The sequence below is a fragment of the Streptomyces sp. B93 genome (assembly GCF_018070565.1).
Classification (GTDB): Bacteria; Actinomycetota; Actinomycetes; order Streptomycetales; family Streptomycetaceae; genus Streptomyces.
This window is the reverse complement of the sequence record NZ_JAGPXL010000013.1, coordinates 151,212-176,238: the sequence shown is the minus strand read 5'-3', so window position 1 is coordinate 176,238 and position 25,027 is coordinate 151,212. Positions and strand designations below refer to the sequence as shown.

At 72.3% G+C, this 25,027-nt stretch carries 20 protein-coding genes; 7 read left to right on the top strand and 13 right to left on the bottom strand.

Annotated features, from left to right (window positions below):
• Positions 1-181 precede the first annotated feature (181 nt).
• The 5 genes from KBY47_RS15805 to KBY47_RS15785 form a co-directional block, all read right to left on the bottom strand.
• Positions 182-3,193 (bottom strand): glycoside hydrolase family 38 C-terminal domain-containing protein, encoded by a 3,012-nt coding sequence (locus KBY47_RS15805; RefSeq protein ID WP_210921730.1) that lies wholly within the window; start codon positions 3,191-3,193, stop codon positions 182-184.
• A 68-nt stretch (positions 3,194-3,261) separates the two neighbouring features.
• Positions 3,262-4,518 (bottom strand): glycosyl hydrolase, encoded by a 1,257-nt coding sequence (locus tag KBY47_RS15800; protein WP_210921729.1) that lies wholly within the window; start codon positions 4,516-4,518, stop codon positions 3,262-3,264.
• 34 nt (positions 4,519-4,552) lie between these two features.
• A complete protein-coding gene (locus KBY47_RS15795; protein ID WP_210921728.1) occupies positions 4,553-5,488 on the bottom strand; it encodes a carbohydrate ABC transporter permease in 936 nt (311 codons plus the stop codon).
• Positions 5,485-6,387, bottom strand: a complete 903-nt coding sequence (locus tag KBY47_RS15790) for a carbohydrate ABC transporter permease (protein ID WP_210921727.1) — start codon at positions 6,385-6,387, stop codon at positions 5,485-5,487. Before KBY47_RS15790 ends, KBY47_RS15795 begins: the two co-directional genes overlap by 4 nt.
• 6 nt (positions 6,388-6,393) lie before the next feature.
• A complete protein-coding gene (locus KBY47_RS15785; RefSeq protein WP_210921726.1) occupies positions 6,394-7,686 on the bottom strand; it encodes a sugar ABC transporter substrate-binding protein in 1,293 nt (430 codons plus the stop codon).
• A 228-nt stretch (positions 7,687-7,914) separates the two neighbouring features.
• On the opposite strand from KBY47_RS15785, the gene KBY47_RS15780 reads away from it, so the two are divergent.
• The gene (locus tag KBY47_RS15780) at positions 7,915-8,958 is read left to right on the top strand and encodes a LacI family DNA-binding transcriptional regulator (protein ID WP_247694748.1); all 1,044 of its coding nucleotides are present in this window, start codon (positions 7,915-7,917) and stop codon (positions 8,956-8,958) included.
• 19 nt (positions 8,959-8,977) lie between these two features.
• Here the strand turns inward: KBY47_RS15780 and KBY47_RS15775 are convergent, their stop codons facing one another.
• The 4 genes from KBY47_RS15775 to KBY47_RS15760 form a co-directional block, all read right to left on the bottom strand.
• Positions 8,978-12,019: a family 16 glycoside hydrolase gene (locus tag KBY47_RS15775; protein ID WP_210921725.1), complete on the bottom strand. Its 3,042-nt coding sequence runs from the start codon at positions 12,017-12,019 to the stop codon at positions 8,978-8,980.
• 359 nt (positions 12,020-12,378) lie between these two features.
• Positions 12,379-13,164, bottom strand: coding sequence for an ABC transporter permease (locus KBY47_RS15770; protein WP_210921724.1), 786 nt, complete (start codon positions 13,162-13,164; stop codon positions 12,379-12,381).
• Positions 13,161-14,123: an ATP-binding cassette domain-containing protein gene (locus KBY47_RS15765; protein WP_210921723.1), complete on the bottom strand. Its 963-nt coding sequence runs from the start codon at positions 14,121-14,123 to the stop codon at positions 13,161-13,163. The genes KBY47_RS15770 and KBY47_RS15765 overlap by 4 nt, the downstream gene beginning before the upstream one ends.
• Before the next feature lie 30 nt (positions 14,124-14,153).
• Positions 14,154-14,819: a DUF4097 family beta strand repeat-containing protein gene (locus tag KBY47_RS15760; protein WP_210921722.1), complete on the bottom strand. Its 666-nt coding sequence runs from the start codon at positions 14,817-14,819 to the stop codon at positions 14,154-14,156.
• Between the two features lie 245 nt (positions 14,820-15,064).
• On the opposite strand from KBY47_RS15760, the gene KBY47_RS15755 reads away from it, so the two are divergent.
• Positions 15,065-15,820, top strand: coding sequence for a helix-turn-helix domain-containing protein (locus KBY47_RS15755; RefSeq protein WP_210921721.1), 756 nt, complete (start codon positions 15,065-15,067; stop codon positions 15,818-15,820).
• A gap of 31 nt (positions 15,821-15,851) precedes the next feature.
• On the opposite strand, the gene KBY47_RS15750 is transcribed toward KBY47_RS15755, so the two are convergent.
• Complete coding sequence (locus KBY47_RS15750) at positions 15,852-16,646, bottom strand: hypothetical protein (RefSeq protein ID WP_247694747.1); 795 nt, start codon at positions 16,644-16,646, stop codon at positions 15,852-15,854.
• Between the two features lie 123 nt (positions 16,647-16,769).
• Here KBY47_RS15750 and KBY47_RS15745 point away from each other — a divergent pair, with 123 nt between their 5' ends.
• From KBY47_RS15745 to KBY47_RS15730, 4 genes are read left to right on the top strand one after another with little or no spacing between them, the layout of a single operon-like run.
• Complete coding sequence (locus KBY47_RS15745; RefSeq protein ID WP_210921720.1) at positions 16,770-17,381, top strand: hypothetical protein; 612 nt, start codon at positions 16,770-16,772, stop codon at positions 17,379-17,381.
• Positions 17,378-17,986: a toxin gene (locus KBY47_RS15740; RefSeq protein WP_210921719.1), complete on the top strand. Its 609-nt coding sequence runs from the start codon at positions 17,378-17,380 to the stop codon at positions 17,984-17,986. The genes KBY47_RS15745 and KBY47_RS15740 overlap by 4 nt, the downstream gene beginning before the upstream one ends.
• Entirely contained in the window at positions 17,983-19,230 is a 1,248-nt protein-coding gene (locus KBY47_RS15735; RefSeq protein WP_210921718.1) for an MAB_1171c family putative transporter, read from the top strand. The genes KBY47_RS15740 and KBY47_RS15735 overlap by 4 nt, the downstream gene beginning before the upstream one ends.
• Entirely contained in the window at positions 19,223-20,623 is a 1,401-nt protein-coding gene (locus KBY47_RS15730) for an NAD(P)/FAD-dependent oxidoreductase (protein WP_210921717.1), read from the top strand. The genes KBY47_RS15735 and KBY47_RS15730 overlap by 8 nt, the downstream gene beginning before the upstream one ends.
• A 26-nt stretch (positions 20,624-20,649) precedes the next feature.
• On the opposite strand, the gene KBY47_RS15725 is transcribed toward KBY47_RS15730, so the two are convergent.
• Positions 20,650-21,294 carry a dihydrofolate reductase family protein gene (locus KBY47_RS15725; protein ID WP_210921716.1) on the bottom strand — a complete coding sequence of 215 codons (645 nt, stop codon included), beginning with the start codon at positions 21,292-21,294 and terminating at the stop codon, positions 20,650-20,652.
• 140 nt (positions 21,295-21,434) lie between these two features.
• The gene (locus KBY47_RS15720) at positions 21,435-22,310 is read right to left on the bottom strand and encodes a helix-turn-helix domain-containing protein (RefSeq protein WP_210921715.1); all 876 of its coding nucleotides are present in this window, start codon (positions 22,308-22,310) and stop codon (positions 21,435-21,437) included.
• Positions 22,311-22,576: 266 nt separating this feature from the next.
• Here KBY47_RS15720 and KBY47_RS15715 point away from each other — a divergent pair, with 266 nt between their 5' ends.
• Positions 22,577-22,966, top strand: a complete 390-nt coding sequence (locus KBY47_RS15715) for a hypothetical protein (RefSeq protein WP_210921714.1) — start codon at positions 22,577-22,579, stop codon at positions 22,964-22,966.
• 159 nt (positions 22,967-23,125) lie between these two features.
• On the opposite strand, the gene KBY47_RS15710 is transcribed toward KBY47_RS15715, so the two are convergent.
• Complete coding sequence (locus KBY47_RS15710; RefSeq protein WP_210921713.1) at positions 23,126-25,024, bottom strand: PhoX family phosphatase; 1,899 nt, start codon at positions 25,022-25,024, stop codon at positions 23,126-23,128.
• Positions 25,025-25,027: the final 3 nt, after the last annotated feature.

Here is a 25,027-nt window from a genome sequence, read left to right as displayed (position 1 = left end):
TCATCAGCCGCTTCCGTAACGCTTCCGCGCGCCAGGGGGTCGTACCCGCCGCCGCGGCGGGCATGCGCGCAGACCGTGGCCGCGGGCCCTGACCCCGGCCGCCGCCGGTTGCGGCGCCGCGGCCCAGCAGCAGCCGGGCCGCCTCGGCACCGACCGACGGCCCGCCTGCCCCCCCCCGGCCTCAGGCCCGGGCCAGGCGCAGCGTCATCAGCTGGAACGGGCGCAGGGTCACCGGGATGCGGGTGCCGTCAGCGGACGGGTGCGGGCCGGGCAGGGGGCGCTCCAGCAGGTCGGTCGCCGTCACCGTCGTGACGTCGAAACCGGCCGTCAGGGTGGCGCGGGCCCGGCCGCCGTGGGCCTCGTGGAAGCGCACCACCACATCGCCGCTGCCGTCGTCGGCGAGCTTCACCGCCGTGATCACCACCGCGTCCCGGTCGACACCGACCAGCGGGGCCACCTCCCGCCCTCCGGCCAGACGCCGCTCGGGCAGGTTGATGCGCCAGCCCTCGCGCACCGCCTCGGCGATGCCCGCGCCGGGCACCAGGGCGTGCCGGAAACGGTGTACGCCCTGGTCGGTCTCGGGGTCGGGGAAACGCGGGGCGCGCAGCAGGGAGGCGCGCACCGTGGTCGTCGTACCGCCGTCGGCACGCACCGTGCGGGTGACGTCGTGGCCGTAGGTGGAGTCGTTGACGAGCGCCACGCCGAAGCCGGGCTCCTCCAGGTGGACGAAGCGGTGGTTGCACGCCTCGAACTTGGCCGCCTCCCAGCTGGTGTTGGTGTGGGTGGGCCGGTGGACGTGCCCGAACTGGGTCTCGGAGGCGTAGCGTTCGGCGTGCACGTCCAGCGGGAAGGCGAGCTTGAGGAACTTCTCCGTCTCGTGCCAGTCGGCCGCCGTGTCGATCACCAGCCGCCGCTCGCCGGGCGCCAGCGTGAGCACCTGGGTGACACGGGAGGCGCCGAAGGAGCGCACCACCCGCACCGACACCCCGTCCGCCCCGGCCGCGACCTCGTCGGCGTCGGTGAGGTCGGTGACGGTGTGGCGGTAGAACTCGTCCACGTCCCAGGCGTCCCACATGTTGGGGAAGTCGGCGTGCAGCTGGAGCAGGTTCGCGGCCTGTCCCGGCGCGATCGTCTCGCGGTCGGCTTCGATGTCGTAGGCGGCCACCACCAGCCCGCCGGCGTCGATCTCCACCCGCAGCAGCCCGTTGTTCAGGACGAAACCGCCCTGCGCGCGGGCGGTGACGGCCGTGCCGCCGCCGACCGCGGCAACGGCGGCGCCGCCCGCGGCGACCCCGAAGCGCTCGTGCGGGGCGGCGTTGAACACCAGCTCCAGGCCGCCCTCACCGGCCAGCGCCCGCTGCGCGCCGCTGATGATCCCCTCCAGCTCGGCGGCGAGCCGCGCGTAGGTGGCGCGGGCCTCGCGGTGCACCCAGGCGATGGAGGACCCGGGCAGGATGTCGTGGAACTGGTGCAGCAGCACCGTCTTCCAGATCCGGTCCAGCTCCTGATACGGGTAGGGGAAACCGGTGCGCACCGCGGCGGTCGCGGCCCACAGCTCCGCCTCGCGCAGCAGGTGCTCGCTGCGCCGGTTGCCCTGCTTGGTTGCCGCCTGGCTGGTCAGGGTGGCCCGGTGCAGCTCCAGGTACAGCTCGCCCACCCACACCGCCGGATCGGGGTACTCCGCCTCGGCCTTGGCGAAGAACTCCGACGGTGTCTCCCACACCACCGTCGGGGAGCCCTCCAGGTCACGCACCCGGGCCGCCTTGGCGACCATCTCCCGGGTGGTGCCGCCGCCCCCGTCACCCCAGCCCGTGGGGGCCAGCGAGTGCCGGGCCACTCCCTTGTCCTTGAAGTTCTTCTGCGCGTGGGCCAGTTCGCTGCCCTTCATCGAGCAGTTGTAGGTGTCCACCGGCGGGAAGTGGGTGAAGATCCGCGTCCCGTCGATGCCCTCCCACAAGAACGTGTGGTGCGGGAACCTGTTCGTCTGCGACCAGGAGATCTTCTGCGTCAGCAGGTACTTCGACCCGGCCGCCTTGATGATCTGCGGCAGTCCCGCCGCGAAACCGAACGTGTCGGGCAGCCACGCCTCGTCGTTCTCGATGCCGAACTCGTCCAGGAAGAACCGCTTGCCGTGCACGAACTGCCGGGCCATCGCCTCCGAGCCGGGCATGTTGGTGTCCGACTCCACCCACATCCCGCCCGCGGGCACGAACCGGCCCTCGGCGACGGCCTTCTTCACCCGCGCCCACACCTCCGGCCGGTGCTCCTTGACCCACGCCCACTGCTGCGCCTGCGACATCGCGAACACGAAGTCGGGCTCGTCGTCCAGCAGCGCGGTCATGTTGGAGGTGGTACGGGCCACCTTGCGGACCGTCTCGCGCAGCGGCCACAGCCACGCCGAGTCGATGTGCGCGTGCCCCACCGCGCTGATGCGGTGCGCGGAGGGCACCGCGGGCGCGGCGAGCACCCCGGCCAGCCGGTTACGGGCCGCCGCGGCGGTGCCGCCGATGTCCTGCAGGTCCAGGGCGTCCAGCGCCGCGTCGACGGCGCGCAGGATGTCGTAGCGGCGCGCGGAGTCCTGCGCCAGCTCCGCCATCAGCTCGCCCAGCACCTCCAGGTCGATCACCAGCTGCCACACCGTCTCGTCGAAGACGGCCAGATCCATCCGGGCCAGCCGGTACTGCGGCTCGCTGCCCGCGGTCTCCTTGTCGCCCAGCTGGGTGGGCAGGAAGGGGTGGTAGTCCAGGATGACCGGGTTGGACGCGGCCTCGATGTGCAGCCGCACCTCCTCCCCGCCCGCCACCGGCGCGCCGACGCGGACCCACTGGTTGCGCGGGTTGAGGCCCTTCACCGGGCTGCCGTCCGCCCGGTAGACCAGGCCCTCGCACTGGAAGCCGGGCATGTTCTCGTCGAAGCCGAGGTCCAGGACCGCCTCCACCGTCCGGCCCGCCCACCGCTCGGGGACGGTGCCGGTGACGGTGAACCAGCTGGTGCCCCAGGGCGCGCCCCAGCGGGCGCCGACCTCGATCGGCTGACCGGCGGCGGCGAGCCCCTCGGCGACCGGCACGGGCTCGCCGGGGGCGTGCCACACCGCCACCTCAAGGGGCACGGACTCGGGGTAGACGGCGGGGCGGATGCGCTCGTCCAGGACACGCTTGAGGCGGGCTTCGACGAGGGCGCGGTCGTCATGCATGCGGGGTGCTCCAGGAGAAGGGGTGGGTGCGGCAGCGGGTGGTTACCAGGATCGGACGGGTACGGCGTTCAGGCGAGGGCGCCCGGCCGTGGCGCGGGCAGCACCTGACCGGCGGTGACGACCTCGGTGATGGACCGGGCGCGCAGGTGCTCCGCGTCCGCGGCGCGCTCGTCGAGGACAGTGGTGGGCCGGGCCCCGTCGGCGGCCAGCCGGAAGAACGCCTCGAACACCGGCCCGCCCGGGGCGAGCCGGCCGCGCAGCGCCGGATCGGCGGGCACCACCAGGGCGGTGGTGCGCGGCGCCGGGGCAGGGTGCGCGGCGCGGGCGGCGGCGGCCAGCACCGCGGCGGTGTCCTTGGCCCGCCGGTCACTGCCGAGCAGGCCCAGGCCGTACTCCAGCTCGGGGAAGTCGGCCAGGTCGCGGGAGACGTCGTGGGAGCACCACCAGGTGATCCCCCACAGGTCGGGGCAGTCCAGCACCGCCTTGATCGTCGCCTCGGTGAAGGCGGCGGCGTGCTCGGCCGGGACCAGCGGGGCGGGCGCGCCGACCTCCTGCAGCCACACCGGCCGGTCCGGCCGCCCGGCCCACGCCTTGCTCAGCTCCACGAGGTAGGCGGCATGGTGCTCGGCCGGCACCGAGGTGCGGCCGTAGCGCTGGGCGGTGCCGTTGAACACCCAGGAGTGCACGGCGGTCACCGCGCCCAGCCGGGCGGCCTGGGCGGGGGTGAAGGGCTGGTCGCTCTGGTACCAGGTGGCGTCGTACTCGGCATGCAGGTGCAGCCGTCCCGGCGCGCCCTCCTCGCAGGCGGCGAGCATCCGCGTCAGCCAGGCCTCGATCTGCGAGGCGGTGGCCGGGTCGGGGTCGGGGTGCGGGCCGGCGGAGAACTGGTTGATCTCGTTGCCCAGCGTCATGCCGATGAAGTTGGGCCGGTCGGCGAGCGCGGCGGCCAGGGTGCGCAGGTAGGCGGCCTGCCCGTCGACGACTGCCGGGTCGGTGAACAGGTTGCGCCGGTGCCAGGTCCGCGTCCAGGCGGGCAGGAAGTCGAAGCTGGACAGATGCCCCTGGAGGCCGTCCACGTTGACGTCCAGGCCGCGCTCGGCGGCGGCGTCGGCGAGCGCGATCAGCTGCTGCACCGCGCGGGGCCGGATCAGGGTGCGGTTGGGCTGGAAGTAGGGCCACAGCGCGAACACGCGGACGTGGTCCACGCCGAGCGCGGCGATGGAGTCCAGATCGGCGCGTACGGAGTCCAGGTCGAAGTCGAGCCAGTGGTGGAACCACCCTTCACTGGGGGTGTAGTTGACGCCGAAGCGCACGGCAGGGGGCATGGGGAAGGTCCTTGGAACTGGGGGGTGGCGGGGCTCAGCCCTTGACGGCGCCCTCGCCCACACCGCGGAAGAAGTACCGCTGGAGGCAGGCGAAGAGCACGATGAGCGGAGCCACGGCGATGATCGTTCCCGCGGCGACCAGGCGCTGGTCGTTGGCGAAGGTGCCGTGCAGGTAGTTCAGGCCGATGGTCAGGGTGAACTTGGACGGGTCGCTCAGCACGATCAGCGGCCACAGGAAGTCGTCCCAGGCACCCATGAACGCGAAGATCGCGACGACCGCGAGGGTGCCCTTCACCGACGGCAGCGCGATGTACACAAAACGCTGCCAGACGTTGGCGCCGTCGACATAGGCCGCCTCCTCCACCTCGTGCGGCACGCTGAGGAAGGCGTTGCGCATCAGCAGCACGTTCAGCGCGCCGACCGCGCCCGGCAGTACCACACCGACCAGGGTGTTGTTCAGGCCCAGGTCCCGCATGGTGGTGAACTGGGCGATGATGATGCTCTCCACCGGCACCAGCATCGCCAGCACGAACACCAGACTGGCCGTGCGGCGCCCGGCGAACCGCAGCCGCGCCAGGGCGTACCCGGCCAGCGCCGCACCGGCACAGTTGGTGACCACACTGGCGGCGGCGACCTTCAGCGAGTTCAGCGCGTAGTCCCACACCGGGATGGTGTCGGCGACCCGCTCGTAGTTGTGCAGCGTGGGATCGTCGGGCAGGAACGACGGCGGCGAGCTGTAGATGTCCTCCGCCGGCCCCTTCAGCGAGGTCGACAGCTGCCACAGGAACGGGCCGATCGTCAGCGCCAGCACGGCGACCAGCAGCAGGTAGCGCAGCACCAGCTCACCGGCGCTCACCGGCCGCCCGTCCCGGTCGTGGCGCCGCGCACGCCGCCCGTCGGGCACCGCCGGGGCGGGTGCGGCGGGCGCCGCGGCGGGCTGGGCACGCGTCTTGCGCGTCGTCAGGCTCATGACTCGTCCTTCCGGTCCGCGCGCAGCACCAGCAGCATCAGCACCACCGTGATCACGAAGACCACCAGGGAGATCGCCGAGGCGTAGCCGACCCGGCCGCTCAGCCCGGTGCCGGTGCGCTGGATCAGCATGATCAGGGTGGTGTCCTCACCGGCCGGCCCGCCGGTGGGCCCGGCCATCAGGTACACCTCGGAGAACACCTTGAACGCGGCGACCGAGGACAGCGCCGCCACCAGCACCATCGTGGAGCGCACCGCGGGCACGGTGACGGTCCAGAACCGGCGCACCGCTCCCGCCCCGTCGACGGCGGCGGCCTCGTGCAGCTCACGCGGCACATTGGCCAGCGCCGCCAGATAGATGATCATGTAGTAGCCCAGGCCCTTCCACACGGTGACCGCCATGGCGCTCACCAGCAGCAGCCACTGGTCGCTGAGGAAGCCCACCGGGCCGGCGCCCAGCAGCTCAAGCATCGAGTTGACCAGGCCCCGGTCGTCCAGCAGCCACACCCAGATCAGGCCCACCACCACGATCGAGGCGACGACCGGGGTGTAGAACGCGGACCGGAAGAAGGCGATGCCGGGGATGTTGCGCTGCACCAGCAGCGCGAGCAGCAGCGGCAGGACCACCAGCGCGGGCACCACGCCCAGCACGTACAGCGTGCTGTTGCGCAGGGCGATCCAGAACATGTCGTCGTCCAGCAGCTCACGGAAGTTGGCCAGGCCCACGAACTCGCCCGCCACCAGGGTGCGGCGGTCGGTGAAGGCGTTGACCACCGTGGAGACGAACGGGTACAGCACGAACGCGGCGGTCACCAGCAGCCCGGGCGCGGCGAACAGCCACGGACTGAAGGGCAGCTGGCGCCGCACCCGGGAGCCGGAGGAGACGGTGGAGGGGGCCATCGCCGCTCAGCCCTGCTGGAGCAGCCGGTCAGCAGCCTTGACAGCGTTGTCAAGAGCTTCCTGGGGGCTCTGCCTGCCCTGGAGCGCCTTGGCCACCTCGTTGCGCAGCTCGGTCTTCATCTGGTCGCTGAACAGCACCGGCGTGTAGTTCACGGCCGTCTTCAGCGACTTGGCGGCGGCCACCCGCACCCGGGTCTCGTCGGTGCCGTCCTCCTGGGTGAAGTACGGATCGTCCAGGGAGCCCTTGGTGCTGGGGAAGATGGCGACCTGCTTGGCGAACGCCATCTGGTTCTCGGCGTTGGTGACGAAGTGCGCGAAGGCGACCGCGGCCGGCTTCTGCTTCGACTGGGCGTTCACCATCACGTTCTGCACGTACATGTTGACGTGCCCGGTGGTGGTGATCTGGTCGGTGATGCCGATGTTCTCGTACAGGCTGGGCGCCTGGGTCTTGAAGTTCTCCAGGTCCAGCGCGCTGCCGGGGTTCATGGCCACCGCGCCGGTGAGGAACTTCTGCCCGGAGGACTCCGGGGTGGCGGTCAGGGCCTGCCTATCCAGCGCCTTGGCGTCGTACAGCTTCTTGTACTGGGTGAGCAGTTCGACGCCCTTGGCGTCGTTGAAGGCGAAGCCGGTGCCCTCCTCGTTCATCAGCGGTACGCCGTAGCGGCCGAAGTCCTCGATGGTGGGCACGTTGGCGAGGGTGGCGACCTTGCCGTCGGTGCGCTTCGCTATCTCCAGCGCGGCGTCGAAGAGTTCGGCGTACGTCCTCGGCGGCTGCTCCGCGTCGAGGCCCGCCTTCTTGAACAGGGCCTTGTTGTAGAACAGCGGGCCGGTGTTGAGGTACCAGGGGAAGGCGTACGTGCCCTCCATCCCCGGCATCTGGCTGCTGGCCCAGGCGCCGGGCAGGTACTCGTCCCTGAACTTCGCCGCCGCCGGGTCCTTGTCCAGGTCCAGGGCGAGCCCGGCGCGGGCCAGCGGGGCGGCCAGGTCGGGGGAGACGTTGACGACGTCGGGCAGCGTGCCGCCGGCCGCGTCCGCGCTGAGCTTGGTGGCGTAGCCCTCGGCGGGCTGGTCGATCCACTTCACCTCGGTGCCCGGGTACTGCTTCTCGAAGTCGGCGATCACGCCCTCGAAGTACGACTTGAAGTTCGCCTTCAGGTTCCAGGTCTGGAAGGAGATCTCGCCCTGGATCTTGCCCGAGGCGTCCCCCGACGAGCCGTCGTCGCCGCTGCCGCAGGCGCTGAGGGGGAGCAGGACCGCGGCGGTCGCGGCGGTGGCGAGGATTCTTCGCAAGAGGCGCACGGCAGGAGACTCCTTTACACGGCGGGTCACGGCGACGATGCCGGCCACGGGTACAGGGGCAGACCTTGCATCCTGCTCGCGGAAAAAGTCAATGGATTAGCCCAACGATCCCCCTACCATTCAGTAAACACGCAGGTCAGAGCCCATGTGAGAAGTTCCTTGCCAGCAACGACTAAAGCGCTTTAGGATGTGATCACTCAAGCGCTTTAGTGAGAAGAGGGGGAGGCGTTGTCAGGGAAGCGTTCGCCCGCGCGCCGGCCGACGATGAAGGACATCGCGCAGCGCGCCGGGGTCTCCGAGAGCGCGGTCTCCTTCGCGCTCAACGACCGCCCCGGCGTCTCTGAGGTCACCCGCGCCCGGGTGCGCCGGGTCGCCGAACAGCTCGGCTGGCGCCCCAGCACGGCGGCCCGCCAGCTGTCCGGGGAGGGCACGGCCACCGTCGGCTTCGTCCTGGCCCGGCCCGCGCACACCCTCGGCGTCGACTCCTTCTTCCTCCAGCTGGTCTCCGGCATCCAGGAGGTGCTCGCCGAACGGCATCTGGGGCTGCTGTTCCAGGTCGTCGACGACATCGACGACGAATGCGCGGTCTACCGCAGATGGTGGGCCGAACACCGCGTCGACGGCGTCCTCATGGTCGACCCGCGCACCGACGACCCCCGCCCCGCCCTGCTGGAGGAACTCGGCCTGCCCGCCGTCGTCATCGGCGGCGCCCCCGAGGCCTCCCACACCCGCCTGTCCACCCTCTGGGCGGACGACGCCGGCGCCATGGCCGCCGTCGTCGACGAACTCCACGCGCTTGGCCACCGCCGCATCCTGCACATCGCGGGCCTGCCCGGCCTCGCCCACACCCAGCGCCGGGTGCGCAGCCTGCGCGCCGAGGCCGAACGGTGCGGCCTTGACGAGGTCCGCTCGGTGACCACCGACTACTCCGACGCCCAGGGCGCGGCCGTCACCCGCGAGGTCCTCAGCCGCCCGGCCGCCCCCACCGCGCTGATCTACGACAACGACGTGATGGCGGTGGCGGGGATCGCCGCCGCGGCCGGACTCGGCTACACCGTCCCCGGCGACGTGTCGGTGGTGGCCTGGGAGGACTCGGCGCTGTGCCGCATGGTCAGGCCCCGGCTGTCCGCGCTCTCCCGCGACAGTGTCGCCTTCGGCCGCACGGCCGCCAAGGAACTGGTCAGCCTGCTGGACGGGGCACCCGCCCGTACGGTGCGGGTGCCCCTGCCCCAGCTGATCGTGCGCGAGTCCACCGGCACGGCCCGCGCCTGACCCCGGACGTGGCGGGGGGTCAGTTCAGCGGTTCGATCCAGACGTTGCGGTAGCGGACCTTGTTGCCGTGGTCCTGGAGCCTGACCGGTCCGGTGGCCGTGCCTTCGGCGATGCCACCGCCGGTCGGCCCGTTCAGGGCGACGTCGTCGTGGACGGTGACACCGTTCCACACCACCGTCACCCGCGCCTTCTCGGTGAGCTGTCCGGCGCTGTCGTAGCGCGCGGCGCGGAAGACGATGTCGTAGCTCTGCCAGGTCTCCGGCGCCGTCGAGGCGTTGGTGTCGGCCGCCTTCTGCTGGTAGATGGCGGCGGCCTCGTTGTCGGCGAGGGCCTCTACGCCGTAGGAGTCCAGGATCTGGACCTCGTAGCGGTTCTGGAGGTAGACGCCGCTGTTGCCGCGGTCCTGGCCGGTGACGTCGTCGGGGAGCTTCGGCACGCGGAACTCCACGTGCAGGCGGTGGTCGCCGAAGCTCTGCTTGGTGCGGATGTCCCCGCAGCACACCTCGATGGAGCCCTCGCCGGTGCGCGGCCACTGCACCGCGCGGCCGTCGGTGTGCTGCCACTGCGAGAGGCTGCCGCCGTCGAACAGGGCGATCCGCTCGCCCGGCCGGTCGAGGTGGAGCATGTCGAGGTTGACGTGGCCGTCGTCGCCGTCGTCGTGCCGGTAGGCGATGGTGTTGGCGCCCGCGCGCAGCGTCAGCCGCTCGGTGCGCGTCGCCCAGGTGTCCCAGTTCTCGGTCGGGGGCAGCACCGTCTGGCGGACCTTGGACCCGTTGACGTAGAGGCTGATCCTCTTGTCGCCGCGGAAGGGGTCGGGGCCGTTGGAGTAGCGCAGCCCGACGTCGTAGGCGCCCTTCTTGGGGACGTCGACGCGGAAGGTGGTGGTGGCGCCCGGGGTGCCGTAGCGGTCGACGAAGCCGCCGCCGGAGTAGCCGGTGTGGTCCTTGTTGACGCCCGCGCCGCCGCTGAGCGCCGCCTCCTCCGCCTCGTAGACGGTGACCGGCGTCTTCTTGCCGGGGATCGCGTTGAGGGTGTACCAGGCCTCGGTGCTCCACAGCGTCTCACCGGAGGCGGCGGCGAAGGGGCGCGGGGAGCGGATGTGCACCACCCGGTCGCTCTTCAGGCCCGGGATCTCCAGGCGGACCTGCCTGCCATCGTCGGACAGCACCGCCCGCGACACCGTCAGCGGCTCCTCGTCGATCTTCGGGCCGCCGTACTCGGGGGTGGGGGAGTAGCGCCACTGGCGGACCTCGTAGCTCTGGGCGAGCTTGTCGGCGGTCTCCTCGGACAGCGGCTGGGTGTACTTCAGCACGAAGCCCTTGGCGGTGGCGCGCACGGAGTGGATGTCGAAGGCGTTGGTGCCGTTGGGGGTGAGCTTTTGCAGGCCGAAGCGGAGCTTGCCCTCCTGGCCCCAGTTGCCGTCGGCGCCCAGGCCGCCGGCGTAGAGCGCGCCGTCGGGGCCGACACTGATGCGGTTGACGCCCGCCTCCAGGCCCTGGCTGTGGCGGAAGACCGCGCCCTGGTACTCGCCGCCGACCTTCTCCAGGAAGGCGCGCTGGAGACCGCCGTAGGTGACGTCACCGAAGAGCATCTGCCCGGCGAAGGGGCCCTTGGTCAGCATCAGCGGGGTGCTGGGCGAGTTGGCGATCTCGTTCTGCGGCAGCCACAGCACCGGCCGGGTCACCGGCTGGTCGTCGAAGGGGCCCACGCTGCCGTCCGCGTAGCGGGTGTAGTGGTTGAAGAAGCGGTCCTGCTTGATGTGCAGCAGCTTGGAGGAGGGCAGCCAGCCGCCCTGGTTGTCGGTGACGAACAGGCCCTTGTCCGGGCCCCAGCCGATGCCGTTGGGGGTGCGCAGCCCGCCGGCGAGGTAGGACACCTTGCCGGTGGCCCTGTCGACCTTGATGGTGGTGCCGCGGCCGCCGCCGGCGGGCTGCGGATCGGTGGTGGCGCCGCCGTAGTTGATGGCCACCGACAGGTTCAGGTAGAAGCTGCCCTTGTCGTAGAGCAGCCCGAAGGCGAACTCGTGGAAGTTGCCGCCGTACGGCCACGAGGCGACCGCCCGCTTCTCGTCGGTGACGTCGTCGCCGTCGCGGTCGGTCAGCTCGGTCAGCTGGTGCTTCTCCGACACGTACAGCTTGCCGTCGACGTACTTGACGCCCATGGGCTCCTTCAGCCCGGAGGCGGCCTTCTTGACCGTGACCTGCTGCGGGCCGGTGTCGCCGATAACGTTGTCGAGGAGGTAGAGCTCCCCGTCGCTGGTCTGGCTCTCGCCCCAGGTGGTCAGGGCGAGGCGGCCGTCCGGCAGCCAGTCCATGGCGGAGACCTTGGGCTCGAAACCGGCCGGGCGCAGGTCGGTGAGGGTGTAGTTGGGGTGGACGTCCGCCAGCGGCAGCCCGTCGCCGGGGCTGTCCTGGCCGCCGACGCACTCCTTGCGGCCGGGCGCGGTGACCCGCACGACGTCGGCGTCGGTGCTCAGCGCCGAGGCGGGCACCAGGGTGAAGTCCGCGGCGCCGGGCGGCTTCCACTGGAGGGTGATCTGCTGGCCGCCGCCCGCCTCGAAGTGCTCGATGCGCAAGGGGTGCAGACCCGCGCTCAGTTCGACGGTGCCGTCCTTGGGCTCGGCGCCGTGCAGACCGTCGTGGTCGATGACCTCCCGCTCACCGATCGTCAGGAGTGAGCCGTCGTCGCTGATCAGACGGAAGGCGTAGGCGCCGTCCTGCGGGACGGTGAGGTTGGCGAGGACCTCGGTCATGAAGTTGCTGCTCATGCCGAAGTCCGCGTCCGACGTCCAGTCGATGGTGGGCATCAGCTTGTCGACGTTGGGCGTCTGGCCGGCTTTCAGCTCACAGAGCTGCTTCAGGGGCACCTGCACGTCGAAGACGCGCAAGGTCACTCCGGGTTCCTGCGGCGGGACGTCCGCGGCGGCGGCCCGGGCGCCTTGGGCACTCTGGGCGCTCTGGGCCGCGGCGGGGGTGACGCCCGCGGCGATGACGGCGGCGAGCGCGGTGAGGGCGAGGCCCGCGGCGTGTCTGCGGGGCCGGTGGTGCGGCCGTTGACTCAACTCTTCCTCCTGGCGCTGGGGCGCGGACGGATGCCCACGGCCCGGGGACGGCGGGGTCGCGCTGTGCCTGGGGTGCGGGAGGTGCACGGGTGCCTTGGATGTGCGGGGGAGTGCGGGGGAGTGCGGGGCGGTGCGGTGCGTGGGGGAGCGGCTGCGAGCAAGACGGTAAGGACTTTCGCCGCCGCCGTCCATGCTTTGTCCTCAGAAAGTCGAAAGCGGTGGGGGGTTGGGGGCCGGGGCGTCGGGGGCGCGTGAGCCGGAACACCGGCAGGGCGGCGTGCTCCGGCGTGCTGCCGGGGAACGCCGCCCTGGGGCTGGGGCTGGGGCTGGGGCTGGGGCTGGGTTGACTGGGGGCTGCCTCACTTGGGGTCGCGGTCGAACAGGGACTTCGACCAGCGGTGGCCGAGGACGGTGAGGCCGAGGCACCAGGCGAGGGTGATCCAGCCGTTGTTGCCGATCCCGGTGCCCAGCAGCAGGCCGCGCAGGGTCTCGATGGCGGGGGTGAAGGGCTGGTACTCGGCGATCGGCTGGAACCAGCCCGGCATCGCGTCGACGGGGACGAACGCGCTGGAGATGAGCGGCAGCAGGATCAGCGGCATCGCGTTGTTGCTGGCGGCCTCGGCGTTGGGGCTGGCCAGGCCCATCCCGACCGCGATCCAGGTGAACGCCAGCGCGACCAGCGTGAGCAGCCCGAGGGCGGCGAGCCACTCCAGGGCGGTGGCGTCGGTGGAGCGGAAGCCTATGGCCACGCCGATCGCGCCGACGAGGACCACGCTGACGATCGCCTGGAGCACGCTGCCGACGACGTGCCCGAAGAGCACCGACCCGCGGTGGATCGCCATGGTGCGGAAGCGGGCGATGATGCCCTCGTTCATGTCGTTGGAGACGGACACCGCGGTGCCGATCGTCGTGGAGCCGATGGTCATCAGCAGCAGCCCGGGGACGAGGTAGGCGATGTAGGCGGAGCGGTCGCCGCCGCCGATGCCCGCGCTCATGGTGGTGCCGAAGATGTAGACGAAGAGCAACAGCAGCATGACCGGGGTGAGGAGCAGGTTGAGGGTCATGGAGGGGTAGCGGCGGGCGTGCAGGAGGTTGCGGCGCAGCATGGTGGCGGAGTCGCGCACGGCCAGGGGGAGGGTGCTCATCGGGCTGCCTTCGCGGGGGAGTCGTCGGTGGGCTGGTCGGGGCTGGTGAGGGCGAAGAAGACGTCGTCGAGGTCGGGGGTGTGGACGGTGAGCTGATCGGCGTCGATGCCGGTGGTGTCCAGCCAGTCCAGCAGGGAGCGCAGTTCGCGCTGGCTGCCGTCGCTGGGCAGGTTCAGGGTGAGGGCGTCGTCGTCGCGGGTGGCGGCCTGGTGCAGGGTGGCGGCGGCGTGCTGGTAGGCGGCGGGGTCGGTGAAGCGCAGGCGGACGTGCCCGCCCGGGACGATGCGCTTGAGCTGTTCGGCACTGCCCTCGGCGGCGATGCGGCCCTGGTGCAGGACGGCGATGGTGTCGGCGAGTTCGTCGGCTTCCTCCAGGTACTGGGTGGTGAGGAAGACGGTGGCGCCGTCGGTGACGAGTTCGCGGATGATCTGCCACATGGTGTGGCGGGAGCGGGGATCGAGACCGGTGGTGGGCTCGTCCAGGAAGATGACGCGGGGGCTGCCGACGAGGGTCATGGCGATGTCGAGGCGGCGTTTCATGCCGCCGGAGTAGCTGGCGGCGGGCTTGCGGGCGGCGTCGGTGAGATCGAAGCGCTCCAGCAGGCCGGCGGCGACGCGCCGCCCCTCGGCGCGGGGCAGGTGGTGCAGGTCGGCCATGAGGAGCATGTTCTCCTCCCCGGTGATCAGCCCGTCCACGGCGGAGAACTGCCCGGTGACCCCGATCGCGGCCCGCGCCGCCTGCGGGTCGGCGGCGAGGTCATGGCCCGCGACCTGGGCCTGCCCGCCGTCGGCGGTGATGAGGGTGGACAGGATCTTCACGACGGTGGTCTTGCCCGCGCCGTTCGGACCGAGCAGCGCGAACACCGACCCGGCCGCGATGTGCAGATCGATGCCGTCGAGGACGCTCTTGTCGCCGTAGGACTTGCGCAGCCCGCTGGCGGCGATGGCCCAACTGGTCATGGAGGGTGCTCCCTTGCAAGGGGTGGAGGGTCAGAGGCTGCGGGCGGTGATGTCGCCCTGGGTGGTGGTGGCGTGGATGGCCAGGCCGGGCGTCCCGTCGTTCTTCAGGGAGTTGTGGATGCGGCCGTAGGAGGTGTGGGCGTCGAGGGCGGCGGAGGTTCCGCGGGCGGCGCCGACGGTGATGTCGCCCTGCTCGGTGCGCAGCGTGAGGGTGCCGCCCGCGGCCTCGGTGACGGTGAGGTCGCCGCGCAGGGTGCTGATCTCGGCGGGGCCGGTGAGGCGGCCGACCGTGACGGCGCCGTCCTTCAGGGCGAGGCGGACGCCGGCGGCCTCGTCGACCTTGACGGTGGCCTGCGCGCTCTCGAAGTCGAGGTCGCCGAGCCGTCCCACGCCCCGCAGTACACCGCGGGAGGACGTGGCCTCGACGCGGGACCCGGCGGGCAGCTGCACGGTCACCTCGACGGAGCCGGAGGGCCCCGTCAGCCGCTTCCTGGGCTCGGGGACGTCGACGCGCAGGACGCCGTCGTGGTAGGCGACCTGGACCTGCGCGGCCGCCTTGACGTCCCGGCTGGCCAAGGCGTCGGCGGGCAGGACCTCGACGGTGGTGTCGGCCCGGTCGGCGGCGATCAGGCGCAGCTGCCCGGCGGGGACGTTCAGGACGGCGGAGATCGGGGCCGGGGTGTTGAACTTCTGCATGGTGCTCTCCTCGAGCTCGTCGTTTCTGACACCGGAAACACTACGTTGCGTTCTCAATTATGGAAACAAGCTTGTTGCAGCAAAAGCTCATAACTACAGGTCACTTGAGTGAATTCATTGCAATGGAGCTGTCACCTAACGCAACGCTCGCACTCCAGGCATTGCAATGAGTTGGAGGTGAACGCTAGCCTGGGTCAGGTCACGGCCTGTCAGAAGGCCACCGGGCGAGCACGGAGGAGAAGGCGATGCCGGGAGGCAGGCTCACCCAGCAGGAACGGCAGCAGATCGCGCTGGGACTGGCCGACGGCCTCGCCTACGCGGAGATCGCCCGGCGCCTTCAGCGCCCGACCTCGACCGTGACCCGCGAGGTCATGCGCAACGGCGGCCCCACCGCCTACCGCGCCGACCTCGCCCACCGCGCCACCGAACACCGCGCCCACCGCCGCAAGCAGGCCGCCCCCCGTGCCCCGCAGGCCCGCCCGCAGCCCCACGGACGCGACGCCGAGGCGGTCCGCGCGTACGAGGAGATGTTCACGACCACGATGATGGCCTCGGGCATGCCCAAGATGATGGCCCGCGTCATGGCCGCCCTCAGCATCACCGACTCCGGCAGCCTGACCGCCTCCGAACTCGTCCAGCGCCTCGACGTCAGCCCGGCGTCGGTCTCCAAGGCGATCGCGTTCCTCGAGGGCCAGGGCATGGTCCGCCGGGAACGCGACGAACGCCGCCGGGAACGCTATGTCGTCGACGACGACGTCATGTACCAGTCGATGATCGCCAGCGCCCGGGCCATCGCCCAGGTCGGCGAGATCGCCCGCCGGGGCGTCGGCGTCCTCGGCCCCCGCACTCCCGCGGGCGTCCGCTTCGAAAGCATCGCCCGTTTCCTGACGTTCGTCTCCGAGAGCACCGTCCGCGCCGCGGAACAGGCCCGCGACATCCTCCACACCAAGCCCGACGACACCACCGGGCCCGCCGCGCGGGAGGACCGGACCGCCGTCTGACGGCCCGGCCGCCCGCACCGCCCCCTGTCTGTCAGCCCTTCAGGCTCTCCGCCTCCGCTTGCGTCTTCGCCTCCCGCGCGTGCCGCTCCTCGATCCGCGCGACGACCCGCTCACGGGCCAGCCGGCGGGCGGCACGCAGCTTGCCCTCGGCCGCCAGCAGCGGCAGCCACAGCAGCCAGCCCCACGGGCTGAAGGTGACCACACCGGTGCTCACCAGCAGCTGGTTCACCCCGAGCGCCGCGAGGCAGGTGAGGACGTACGCGGCGGTGCGGTGGGCCAGCAGAAAACGCAGCGGCGCGTTCGCCCGGCCCGTCAGCAGCTCCAACGCCGCGGCCAGTTCGGCCTGCCGCACATCCTCACCCGAGACCGTGGCCGTGGCCGTGGCGGGCCCCGTACCGGTGGAGCCGCCGCGCAGCGCCCCGGTCACCCGCTCACTCAGCTCGGCCGCCTCCGCCTGCCACAGCTCACCGCTGCCCGCCGCCGCGGCCAGGTCGTCCCAGTACCCGCGGTTGGCCCAGCCCAGGGCGTCATCGGCGCGCTGGCGCTCCGCGGACCCGGCGGGCGCCAGCTCGTCGATACGCGCCCGCAACGGGGCCACCCGCCCCGCCCGGCCCGGATGGTCGAAGGCGTCCGCGCGCAGGCACAGCTCCAGGTAGCACACCAGCAGCCCCAGATCGTCCGGCGCCAGCGCCAGCCCCTGCCGGTAGGCACGCTCGGCCGCGGCATCGTGATCGTCCTCGTCCTCCGCGGCATGCCCCTGCCCGAGCCACCGGTACAGCACCGCCGCGGGCCCCAGTACTTTCAGCCAGGACAAGATCCACGTCAAGGAACGACCGCTGTCAACGATAGATGTCAACCAGTGAACGATCGTTGAGTGTTCGGGGGGTGCGGCGTAGGCTGCCGCGCAACAGTCACTGACCACTGGCCCATCAGCTCCGGGAGCACATCGGTGCAGGCACCCTCTGGACTCGCCGACACCCTTCAGCGCCTCGACGCCCTGCTCGCCCAACAGGGCACCGACCGCTCGCAGTACCTCGACCCGGCGGCCCTGGCGGCCCGCACGGCGCTGACCGAGGACACCGTACGCACCCTGCTGCGCGGCGGCGGCGCACCACCGGAGCCGGTCAACGACCGGGTCCGCGCCCGCCTGAGGAGACTTGCCGCCGCGCATCTGGAGCGCACCGGCAGAAGGATGTCCGACCTGGTCGCCGAGATCTCCCGGGAACTGGAGGTGTCCGAGTACTGGGCGCGTCAGGTGTGCGACGGCAAGAAGGTGCCCAGCGTCGAGTTCCTGCACGGCCTGGTCGAGTTCTTCGGCGTCGAGGACGGCGAGGCCTTCTTCACCGCCTCGGCGCAGGACGCGCTCAACCGCGCCCTCCTGCCCGCCCTGCACACCCTGGAGGACCCCGCCTCCGACCCCGTACAGGCGCTCCTGGACCGCTACGGCGTCAAGAGTGCCGACCTGCGGGCCCACGGCTCCCTGACGCGCCATCAGCTGGAGCGGGTGCTCGAAGGCGTCATGCGGTCGGTCCTCCCGCAGGAGGGGGACGATCGCCGGTGAGCACCAGAGCGATGCGGGGCTTACTGGCCGCGTTAGGCGGGGAGGCGTCGGCGTTCGTCCACAGACCGGCCGAGCCCAGAGCCGTCATGCACGCGTTCTGCCGCGCGATGAGCGTGCGCACCGGCCGCCCGATCCAGCTGGTGTTCCGCTCCTTCCCCCCGGACGTCCCGGTGTCGGGGATGCGCCTGGACTGCGGGGACCGCTCCATCATCGTCGTCGAGGAGGCGACGGTGCCGGAGTCCCAGGTCGTCATCCTCGGCCACGAGTTATGGCACGAGGAACAGGGCGACTGCGGCCACCACGTCGCGGGCCTGCCGGCCGCCGCCCGGGCACCGCACACCGACCAGACCCCCCAGGCGCTGCGCCGCGCGGCCCAGCAGGTCCTTCAGACGGCAGAAGTACCCCGGGAAGCCGTCCTGGCCGTCGCGGCCCGAGCGGACTTCGCCGACGACCACGAGATACAGGCCGAGACCTTCGGGCTGCTCTTCGGCCGCGAAGTGCGCACCTGGATGACCGGCCGTTACGCGCAGGGCCCGGTCAGCCCGACGACGGTCGAAGGGCGCATCAACCTGTCGCTGCTCAACCGGGGCGGCCGCATCCTGTGACGAGCCCTCACTTCCACATCCCCTACGCCGTGCCGACCGTCCTGCTGGCCGTCGCGCTCGCCTTCAAGTTCCCGACCTTCGTGCGCGCCTGGCGCGACCCCGACGTGCGGGCCACCACGCTGCTGCTGACCTGGGCCACGGCCGTCCTCGTCGTGATCACCCCGGTCAACATCGACCGCCTGAACCGGCTGACCGGCGTCGCGAACATCGCCGCACCCTGGGCGTACTCGTTCCTGACCGCGTTCTGCGCCACCGGCCTCACCATGATCATGCGGTGGCGGGAGGAACCCTCACCGCGCCGCCGGCGCAGCATGCGCCGCATCTACGCCCTCTACGCCGGTGTCGTCGTCGCCCTCTGGGTGACCTTCCTGCTGGCCGACGCGCCCACGCCCCGGATCTACGACTTCGACACCTACTACGCCAGCACGCCGTGGATACGCGAGCACATCCTCCTCTACCTGGTCGCCCACATGGTGTCCTCGCTCGTCGCCGCCTACCTGCTGTGGACGTGGTTCCCCCAGATCGCCAACCTCTGGCTCAAGAGCGGGGTCGTCCTGCTGCAACTGGGCTTCCTGTCAGGGCTCGCCTTCGACATCACCAAACTGATCGCCGTCGGCGCCCGCTGGGCGGGCCGGGACCTGGACGGCCTGAGCACCTACGCGGCACCGCCGTTCGCCCTGCTCGAAGCGATCCTGGTCGCACTCGGCTTCATCGTCCCGCAGGCCGGGCCGTTCCTCACCCGCTGGGCACGCGACCAACGCGACTACCGGCGCCTGGGTCACCTGTGGCGCGTCGTCCGCATCCTCGAACCCGGCGCGGCCCCGGCCCGCTTCGGCCGTCTGGCCCCCCTCGACCTCCGCCTCATCCAGCGCCAGCAGCACATCCACGACGCGCTGCGCCTGCTCGCCCCTCACTACGCCCCGGCCCTCCACCAGCGCGCGTACGACACCGCGGTCGCCGCGGGACACGGTGCGGAGCGGGCCCGCGCCATCGCCGGTGCCCTCGCCGTCCAGCACGCCGTCGACGCCTCCCGGAACAACGCTCCGCGCTCCACCGGCGCCCAGACCGGCGCCCAGACCGGCACCGAGACTGGTGCCCGGACCAGTGCCGAGACCGGAGCCCAGATCGGCGCCGAGGTCAGCGACCACATCGACGCCATCTCCGCCGTACTGAAACGACCGCACGTCCTCGACGACATCCGCCAGCGGGTGATGAACACAGAAAGCCTCGACTCCCATGCCTGACCCGACCCCCACCCGCCGCCCCACCACCCTCGTCATAGGCGCCAGCGCCGCGGGCCTGCTCGCCGCCGCCGCGCTGGCCGACTTCGCCGACGTCACCCTCCTCGAACGCGACACCCTGCCCGACGGCCCCAGATCCCGCCGCGGGGTTCCCCAGGCCCGCCACGCCCACCTGGTCTGGAGCGGCGGGGTGCGGGCCTTCGACGCCCTGCTGCCCGGCCTGGTCGCCGGCACCGTGGAGCGGGGCGGACGCCTCGTGCACATCATGCGCGACATGGTCTCCCGCGCCCCCAACGAGGTCTGGTTCCGCCGCTTCACCGCCACCCACCACCACAACCTCGTCTGCTCCCGCGACCTCCTCGACTCCGTGATGCGCGACCACGTCCTCGCCGACGCCCGCATCACCCTGCGCCAGCGGACCACGGTCCTCGGACTCACCGGCGACTCCACCCGCGTCACCGGCGTGCGCGCCCACACCGGCGACGAGGAACTGCCCCTGCCCGCCGACCTGGTCATCGACGCCTCCGGCCGCGGCTCACGCGCCCCGAGATGGCTGGGCGAACTCGGCCTGCCCCCGGTCACCGAACGCGAGGTCAACGCGGGTCTCGTCTACGCCACCCGCGTCTTCCGCGCCCCACCGGGAACCGCCGGCACGGACTTCCCCCTCGTCAACGTCCAGGCCAACCCCGCCAAGACGCCCGGCCGGGGCGGCATCATCCTGCCCGTCGAGGGCGACCGGTGGATCGTCACCCTCTCCGGCACCCGCGGCGGCGAACCCACCAGCGACCCGGACGCCTTCACCGACTTCGCCCTGGGCCTGGGCGACCCCGTCATCGGAGAGCTGATCAAGGCCGCCGAACCCCTCGGCGAGGTCACCACCACCCACGCCACCGCCAACCACCGCCGCTACTACGAGAAGATGCAGCGCTGGCCCAGCGGATTCACCGTCCTCGGCGACGCCGTCGCCTCCTACAACCCCGTCTACGGGCACGGCCTCACCGTCGCCGCCCAAGGCGCCCTCGCCCTGCGCGACGTCCTGCGTACCACCGACCTCACCGCCCCGGGCACCGCCCGGCGCCTCCAGCGCGCGGCCACCCGGCCCGTGGCCGCCGCCTGGGACCTCGCCGTCGGCCAGGACGTCTTCTACCCCGGCGCGACCGACACCCCGCCCCGGCTCCTGGAAACCCTCCTCGCCCGCTTCGTGGACCGCGCGGTGGAGACCGGAGCCGCCAACCCGCGGGCCCTGGGCGCCCTGCTGGACGTGATGAGCATGGAGAGACCGGCAACCCGCCTGTTCTCCCCGGACATGCTCCTCCCCATGCTGTTCGGCCCCAGGAAACCACCCCTGGAGGCCGCCCCGCTGACGCAGGAGGAACGCACCCGCGCCACAACCTGACGCCCGCGGGGCCCAAACACCGCCGGTCACCGCCGCCAGAACAGATGATGCGTCACACCACTCGGACTCGGCACGACCTCCAGATGGAACCGGTCGCGCAGCTCATCGGGGGACTCCCACAGCCGCAGCCCCTCCCCGAGCTTCACCGGCGAGACCGCCACGTGCAGGGTGTCGACGAGGCCGGCGTCGAGGAACTGCCGGATCGTGGTGACCCCGCCGCCGAGCCGGACGTCCCTGCCCCGCGCCGCCTCCCGTGCCCGCTGAAGGACCGCGGCCGGGTCACCGCCGACGAAGTGGAACGTGGTCTCACCGAGCGTGAACGACGGACGCTCATGGTGCGTCATCACGAACACCGGCGTACGGAACGGGGGTTCCTCCCCCCACCAGCCCCGCCACTGGTGATCCTGCCAGGGCCCGCGCTGGGGCCCGAACTTGTTGCGGCCCATGATCTCGGCACCGATGTTGCGCGCGAAGTCCCGCGTGAAGTAGTCGTCCAGACCCCGGCTGCCCCCGGGGTCGGTGCGCATGGGCCAGCTCGCCGTGGCCCCGGCCCAGGAGAACAGCCGCTCGGGATGCTCGCAGCCGAACGGCCGCTCCAGACTCTGGTGCTCACCGGCACCGAATCCGTCACTGGAGACGTTGAAGTTCATCACCCTCAGTAGCTGGTTCATGTCTTTTCCTCGTCAGGTCCCGTGGACGTCGGTCGTGCGGCGCGGTGCCGCACACCCTGACGTCGAACGGGACCCGCCCGGATCGACAGCGGCCCACGGACCCCTTGCCCCGGTGGTCCGCTCGGTGCTCGTCCCTTGCCTCAGGCCCACTTCTGGTGGTGCGTCGCGGCGCAGGGCCGAGCGCGCAGGCCCATGGTGCTGTCGTCCAGGCATCTGCCGGTGGTCTGGTTCCTGAGGCCGACCGCTTCGTCCTCGTGGGCGAGCAGCGTCCACTTCTGCGCCGCGGAACGGTCGCAGGGCAGGGCGTGCGGGCCGGTTCCGCCGTCGGCCAGGCACCTGCCGGTGGCGTGGTTGCGGAGCTGGCGGGTGCCGTCGGCGGAGGAGCGCACGGTCCACCGCTGGTAGGACATCCCATTGCACCGGTAGGCGCGCAGATCCTGGTCGAGGCTGTCGTCCAGGCAGTTCCCCGTGGCCCGGCTGACGAAGATCCGCTGCTCGTCGGACGGCTTCGGCAGGCTGGCCGAGACGTCCCCGGGCTGCCCGCCGCGCGCCTTGGGAGCCACGCCCTGCACCGGACGGTCGGCGGGGGCGGGGGAGGGGGAGTGCCGGACGAGTGAGGCGAGGAGGAGACCGGCCAGCAGCCCGGTGAGGGTTCCGGCGACCGCGACGCCCCAGCGGCCGGTGAGAGCGGCGCGCAGGCGGCGGTGGCGGGCGCGGGACCGCGGCGCCTCCCAGGCGGCGGCGTCCGGTGACGGCTCGGACCGCCCACGGCCGGCCGCCTCCCACAGGGCCCGGTACTCACTGGGGTCGGCGCCCAGCGCCCGGCACAGGTCACGCACGACGGGCCAGGGCGGAACGGTGTCGCCGCGGAAGTAGCGGGACAGCGACGAGTCGCTGATGTTCACCTGCTCCTCCAGGGCCCGCAGCGTGCGGCCGGAGCGCTGTTGCAGGCCACGCAAGGCCCCGCCCAGCCGCCGTGCCGCGCTCACATGGTCCCCTCGCCCGGGTTCGGTCATCGACGGCGTCTCCCCGCATGGTCCGGCAACGGTGTCCCGTTGCCCCGCTCCAGTCCCGGGACAGGAACGTCCCAGCAGGTCAGGACTGTATTTATCCCGACATCAGGGAAGCAAGCGGGATCAGGGCGAGAAGGGGGGACTTCCGTCGCAGACTTGCCGCAACGGCGCCGCGGACCGGCCCGGGCCGTGAACACACCGGTGTCCACGGCCATGTTGACGCCGCCGCCCCGGCCGCCCCGCCCACCGACCCGACAGGAGAAGGAAAGATGCGTCCCTTGCGGAACCTCGCCCCGGCCGCCGCCCTGTGCGCCCTGGCCGCCACGGCCCCGCTGACGGCCCCCGCCCCCGCCCACGCGGACCCCCTCGTCGCCGTGAAGGCGACCTACAAGGCCACGAGTGTGCGCAGCATCGAGTGGTTCAAGGGCGAGTTCGGCGGTGCCCGCCCGGTGGAGAACCCGTCGCTGAAGGTCTACCTGCTCACTCAGACGGGCCGGATGATCTGGGTGGAGAACCGCCACTGGATCGGCCCGCAGTACAGCGGGTGGCACCAGGTCTCCGTCAACCAGAGCTTCGCCGAGAACATCGGCAGCGCCTGCGCCGAACTGTTCGAGGGGGGCCTCTTCCTGGAGAAGCACTGCAACCCGATCATCACCTAGGACCGCGGCCGGCACGCCACCGGGGACGTTCCGGGCACGCATCCCAGCGCAACCGCTCACCCCCTGGTCGGCTGCATCACCGTGGCCCGCCGCACTTGACCGGTGCGGCGGGCCCCATGGGCACGGGGACGGAGTCTGCTCGCGCCCGGCCCGGCGGGGCTAGGCCCGCCGGACCGTCACCGTCGCCGACCGCGGCCGGGACGCGGACGGGCCGTCGGGCCAGTTGCTGACCGCGCACGGGTCGGCGGCCGTGGGGTGGCCCCAGGCCCGGGTGCGCTGGCCGGGGTGCTGGATGTTGACGAACAGGGTGTCGCCGTCTTCCGCGGCGGACACGCCCGTGACCTCGGCGCCGCGGGGAGCGGTCAGGAAGCGGGTGACCTCGCCGCTGCGGGGGTCGGCGGCCAGCAGGGCGTTGTTGCCCGCCTGGGCGTAGACCGGGTCGTCGCCGTCGGCGAGGTGGTGGCCCGGGATGCCGGTGGAGATCCAGAGCCGGTGGCCGTCCGCGTCGAACCACAGGTTCTTCGGTGCCGCGAACACCCCGGCCGGGGTGAGGGCGGCATCACCGCCGGACAGGAACACCTCCCAGGCGAAGCCGCCGGCCGCGCCCGCAACGGCCCCGTCCTCCCTCCAGCGCAGGATCCGCCCGTACCGGCCCCCACCCGGGCCCGCAGCGGCACCCGCGCCCGAGCCTGCCCCCGCACCGGGACCCGTACCCGGGCCCGCACCCCGGTCCCCGGAACCGTCCCCGGCCCTGTCCGCGTCCCCCGCACAGCCCCCGCACGCCGTCCCGCCGACCAGGGCGAGGTACACCTCCCCGGTACGCGGGTGCACGGCGACCCGTTCGGGCCGGGCCAGCGGCGTGGCGCCGACCGCGTCGGCGGCGAGCCGGGTCCGCAGCAGGACGTCGGCCTGGTCACGCCAGCCGTTCCCGGTGGTCAGCGGTCCGGTGCCGAAGGCCAGCGGCAGCCAGCGCCCTTCCCCGGAGGACCCGAACCGGGCGACGTACAGCGTGCCCTCGTCCAGCGGGTCCCGGCCCTGGCGGCGCAGCGCGCGCCACGGCGCGGCGCCGACGAACCGGTACAGGTACTCGCCGTCCTCCGCGTCCGTGCTGTACACCACCACCCGGCCGTCGCCGGTCTGCGTCACGGTGGCACAGCCGTGCCAGAAGCGGCCCAGCGCCGTGCGTTTCACCGGCGCGGCGGCGGGAGCGCGGGGGTCAAGCTCGGTGATCCAGCCGTGGTCCATCGGCCGCGCCTGCTCGTCGGCGAGGTCGAACCGGGCGTCGGCGGTGTGCCAGGCCGCCCCGAAACCGTGGGCGGCGAAGCCGTAGCGCGCCGCGGTCTCCTCGCGCCGCCAGCCGGCATCCGACGTGCCGTAGGCGGCGTTGGCGTTCTCCTCGGCGATCAGCAGGGTGCCCCAGGGCGTGACGCCGGTGGCCGCGGGCGCGAGCACACCCCGCCCGTGGCGGCCACCGGCCGGGCCGGACAGCCGCACCGGGGTGTCGGCCGTCAGACGCCGGTTGAACCGCGAACCGGCCAGGCTCCAGGCACCGCCCGCGTCCTGCCGCACGGCGGCGACGGTGACCCCCTGCGCCGCCATGGCCAGCCGCGCCCCGTCCGCCCCGGGCAGCGTTCCGGGCGCCGCCTCGTGCGTGAGGGCCAGCAGGCCCTTGCCCGGGGCGAGCGGGAAGAACTCGGCGCCGTGGTGGTGGCTGCCGACGCGCGCCGCCTGCCCCGTGCCCCCTTCCGCCGTACGGGTCAGGGCATCACCCCAACGGGCCAGCACCTCGGCCCGGAACCCCCGCGGCACCCTCACCTCGTCGGCCGTCGTCGCGGCCACCGCCCCAAACGGCGACGCGGCCACCGCCCTCGCCGCACCCCCCGCCCCGGGCCCGCCCACTCCCTGGCGGGGCGCGGCGGACGCGGCCTGGGCGCCCGCCACCGCCCACGCCGTGGCCGCGGCCGCGGTCAGCAGCGTACGGCGGGCCGTGCCCGGGGACGACGCGCCCTGCGCGATGCTCCCCTGCCCCTTGGTGTTCTCGCTGCCCGTCGAGGTCACGGG

Bases quoted from the DNA above. Each gene is read 5' to 3' on its own strand.
- KBY47_RS15805 (WP_210921730.1), bottom strand. From the start codon at position 3,193: ATGCATGACGACCGCGCCCTCGTCGAAGCCCGCCTCAAGCGTGTCCTG.
- KBY47_RS15800 (WP_210921729.1), bottom strand. From the start codon at position 4,518: ATGCCCCCTGCCGTGCGCTTCGGCGTCAACTACACCCCCAGTGAAGGG.
- KBY47_RS15795 (WP_210921728.1), bottom strand. From the start codon at position 5,488: ATGAGCCTGACGACGCGCAAGACGCGTGCCCAGCCCGCCGCGGCGCCC.
- KBY47_RS15790 (WP_210921727.1), bottom strand. From the start codon at position 6,387: ATGGCCCCCTCCACCGTCTCCTCCGGCTCCCGGGTGCGGCGCCAGCTG.
- KBY47_RS15770 (WP_210921724.1), bottom strand. From the start codon at position 13,164: ATGAGCACCCTCCCCCTGGCCGTGCGCGACTCCGCCACCATGCTGCGC.
- KBY47_RS15765 (WP_210921723.1), bottom strand. From the start codon at position 14,123: ATGACCAGTTGGGCCATCGCCGCCAGCGGGCTGCGCAAGTCCTACGGC.
- KBY47_RS15760 (WP_210921722.1), bottom strand. From the start codon at position 14,819: ATGCAGAAGTTCAACACCCCGGCCCCGATCTCCGCCGTCCTGAACGTC.
- KBY47_RS15755 (WP_210921721.1), top strand. From the start codon at position 15,065: ATGCCGGGAGGCAGGCTCACCCAGCAGGAACGGCAGCAGATCGCGCTG.
- KBY47_RS15730 (WP_210921717.1), top strand. From the start codon at position 19,223: ATGCCTGACCCGACCCCCACCCGCCGCCCCACCACCCTCGTCATAGGC.
- KBY47_RS15725 (WP_210921716.1), bottom strand. From the start codon at position 21,294: ATGAACCAGCTACTGAGGGTGATGAACTTCAACGTCTCCAGTGACGGA.
- KBY47_RS15720 (WP_210921715.1), bottom strand. From the start codon at position 22,310: ATGACCGAACCCGGGCGAGGGGACCATGTGAGCGCGGCACGGCGGCTG.
- KBY47_RS15715 (WP_210921714.1), top strand. From the start codon at position 22,577: ATGCGTCCCTTGCGGAACCTCGCCCCGGCCGCCGCCCTGTGCGCCCTG.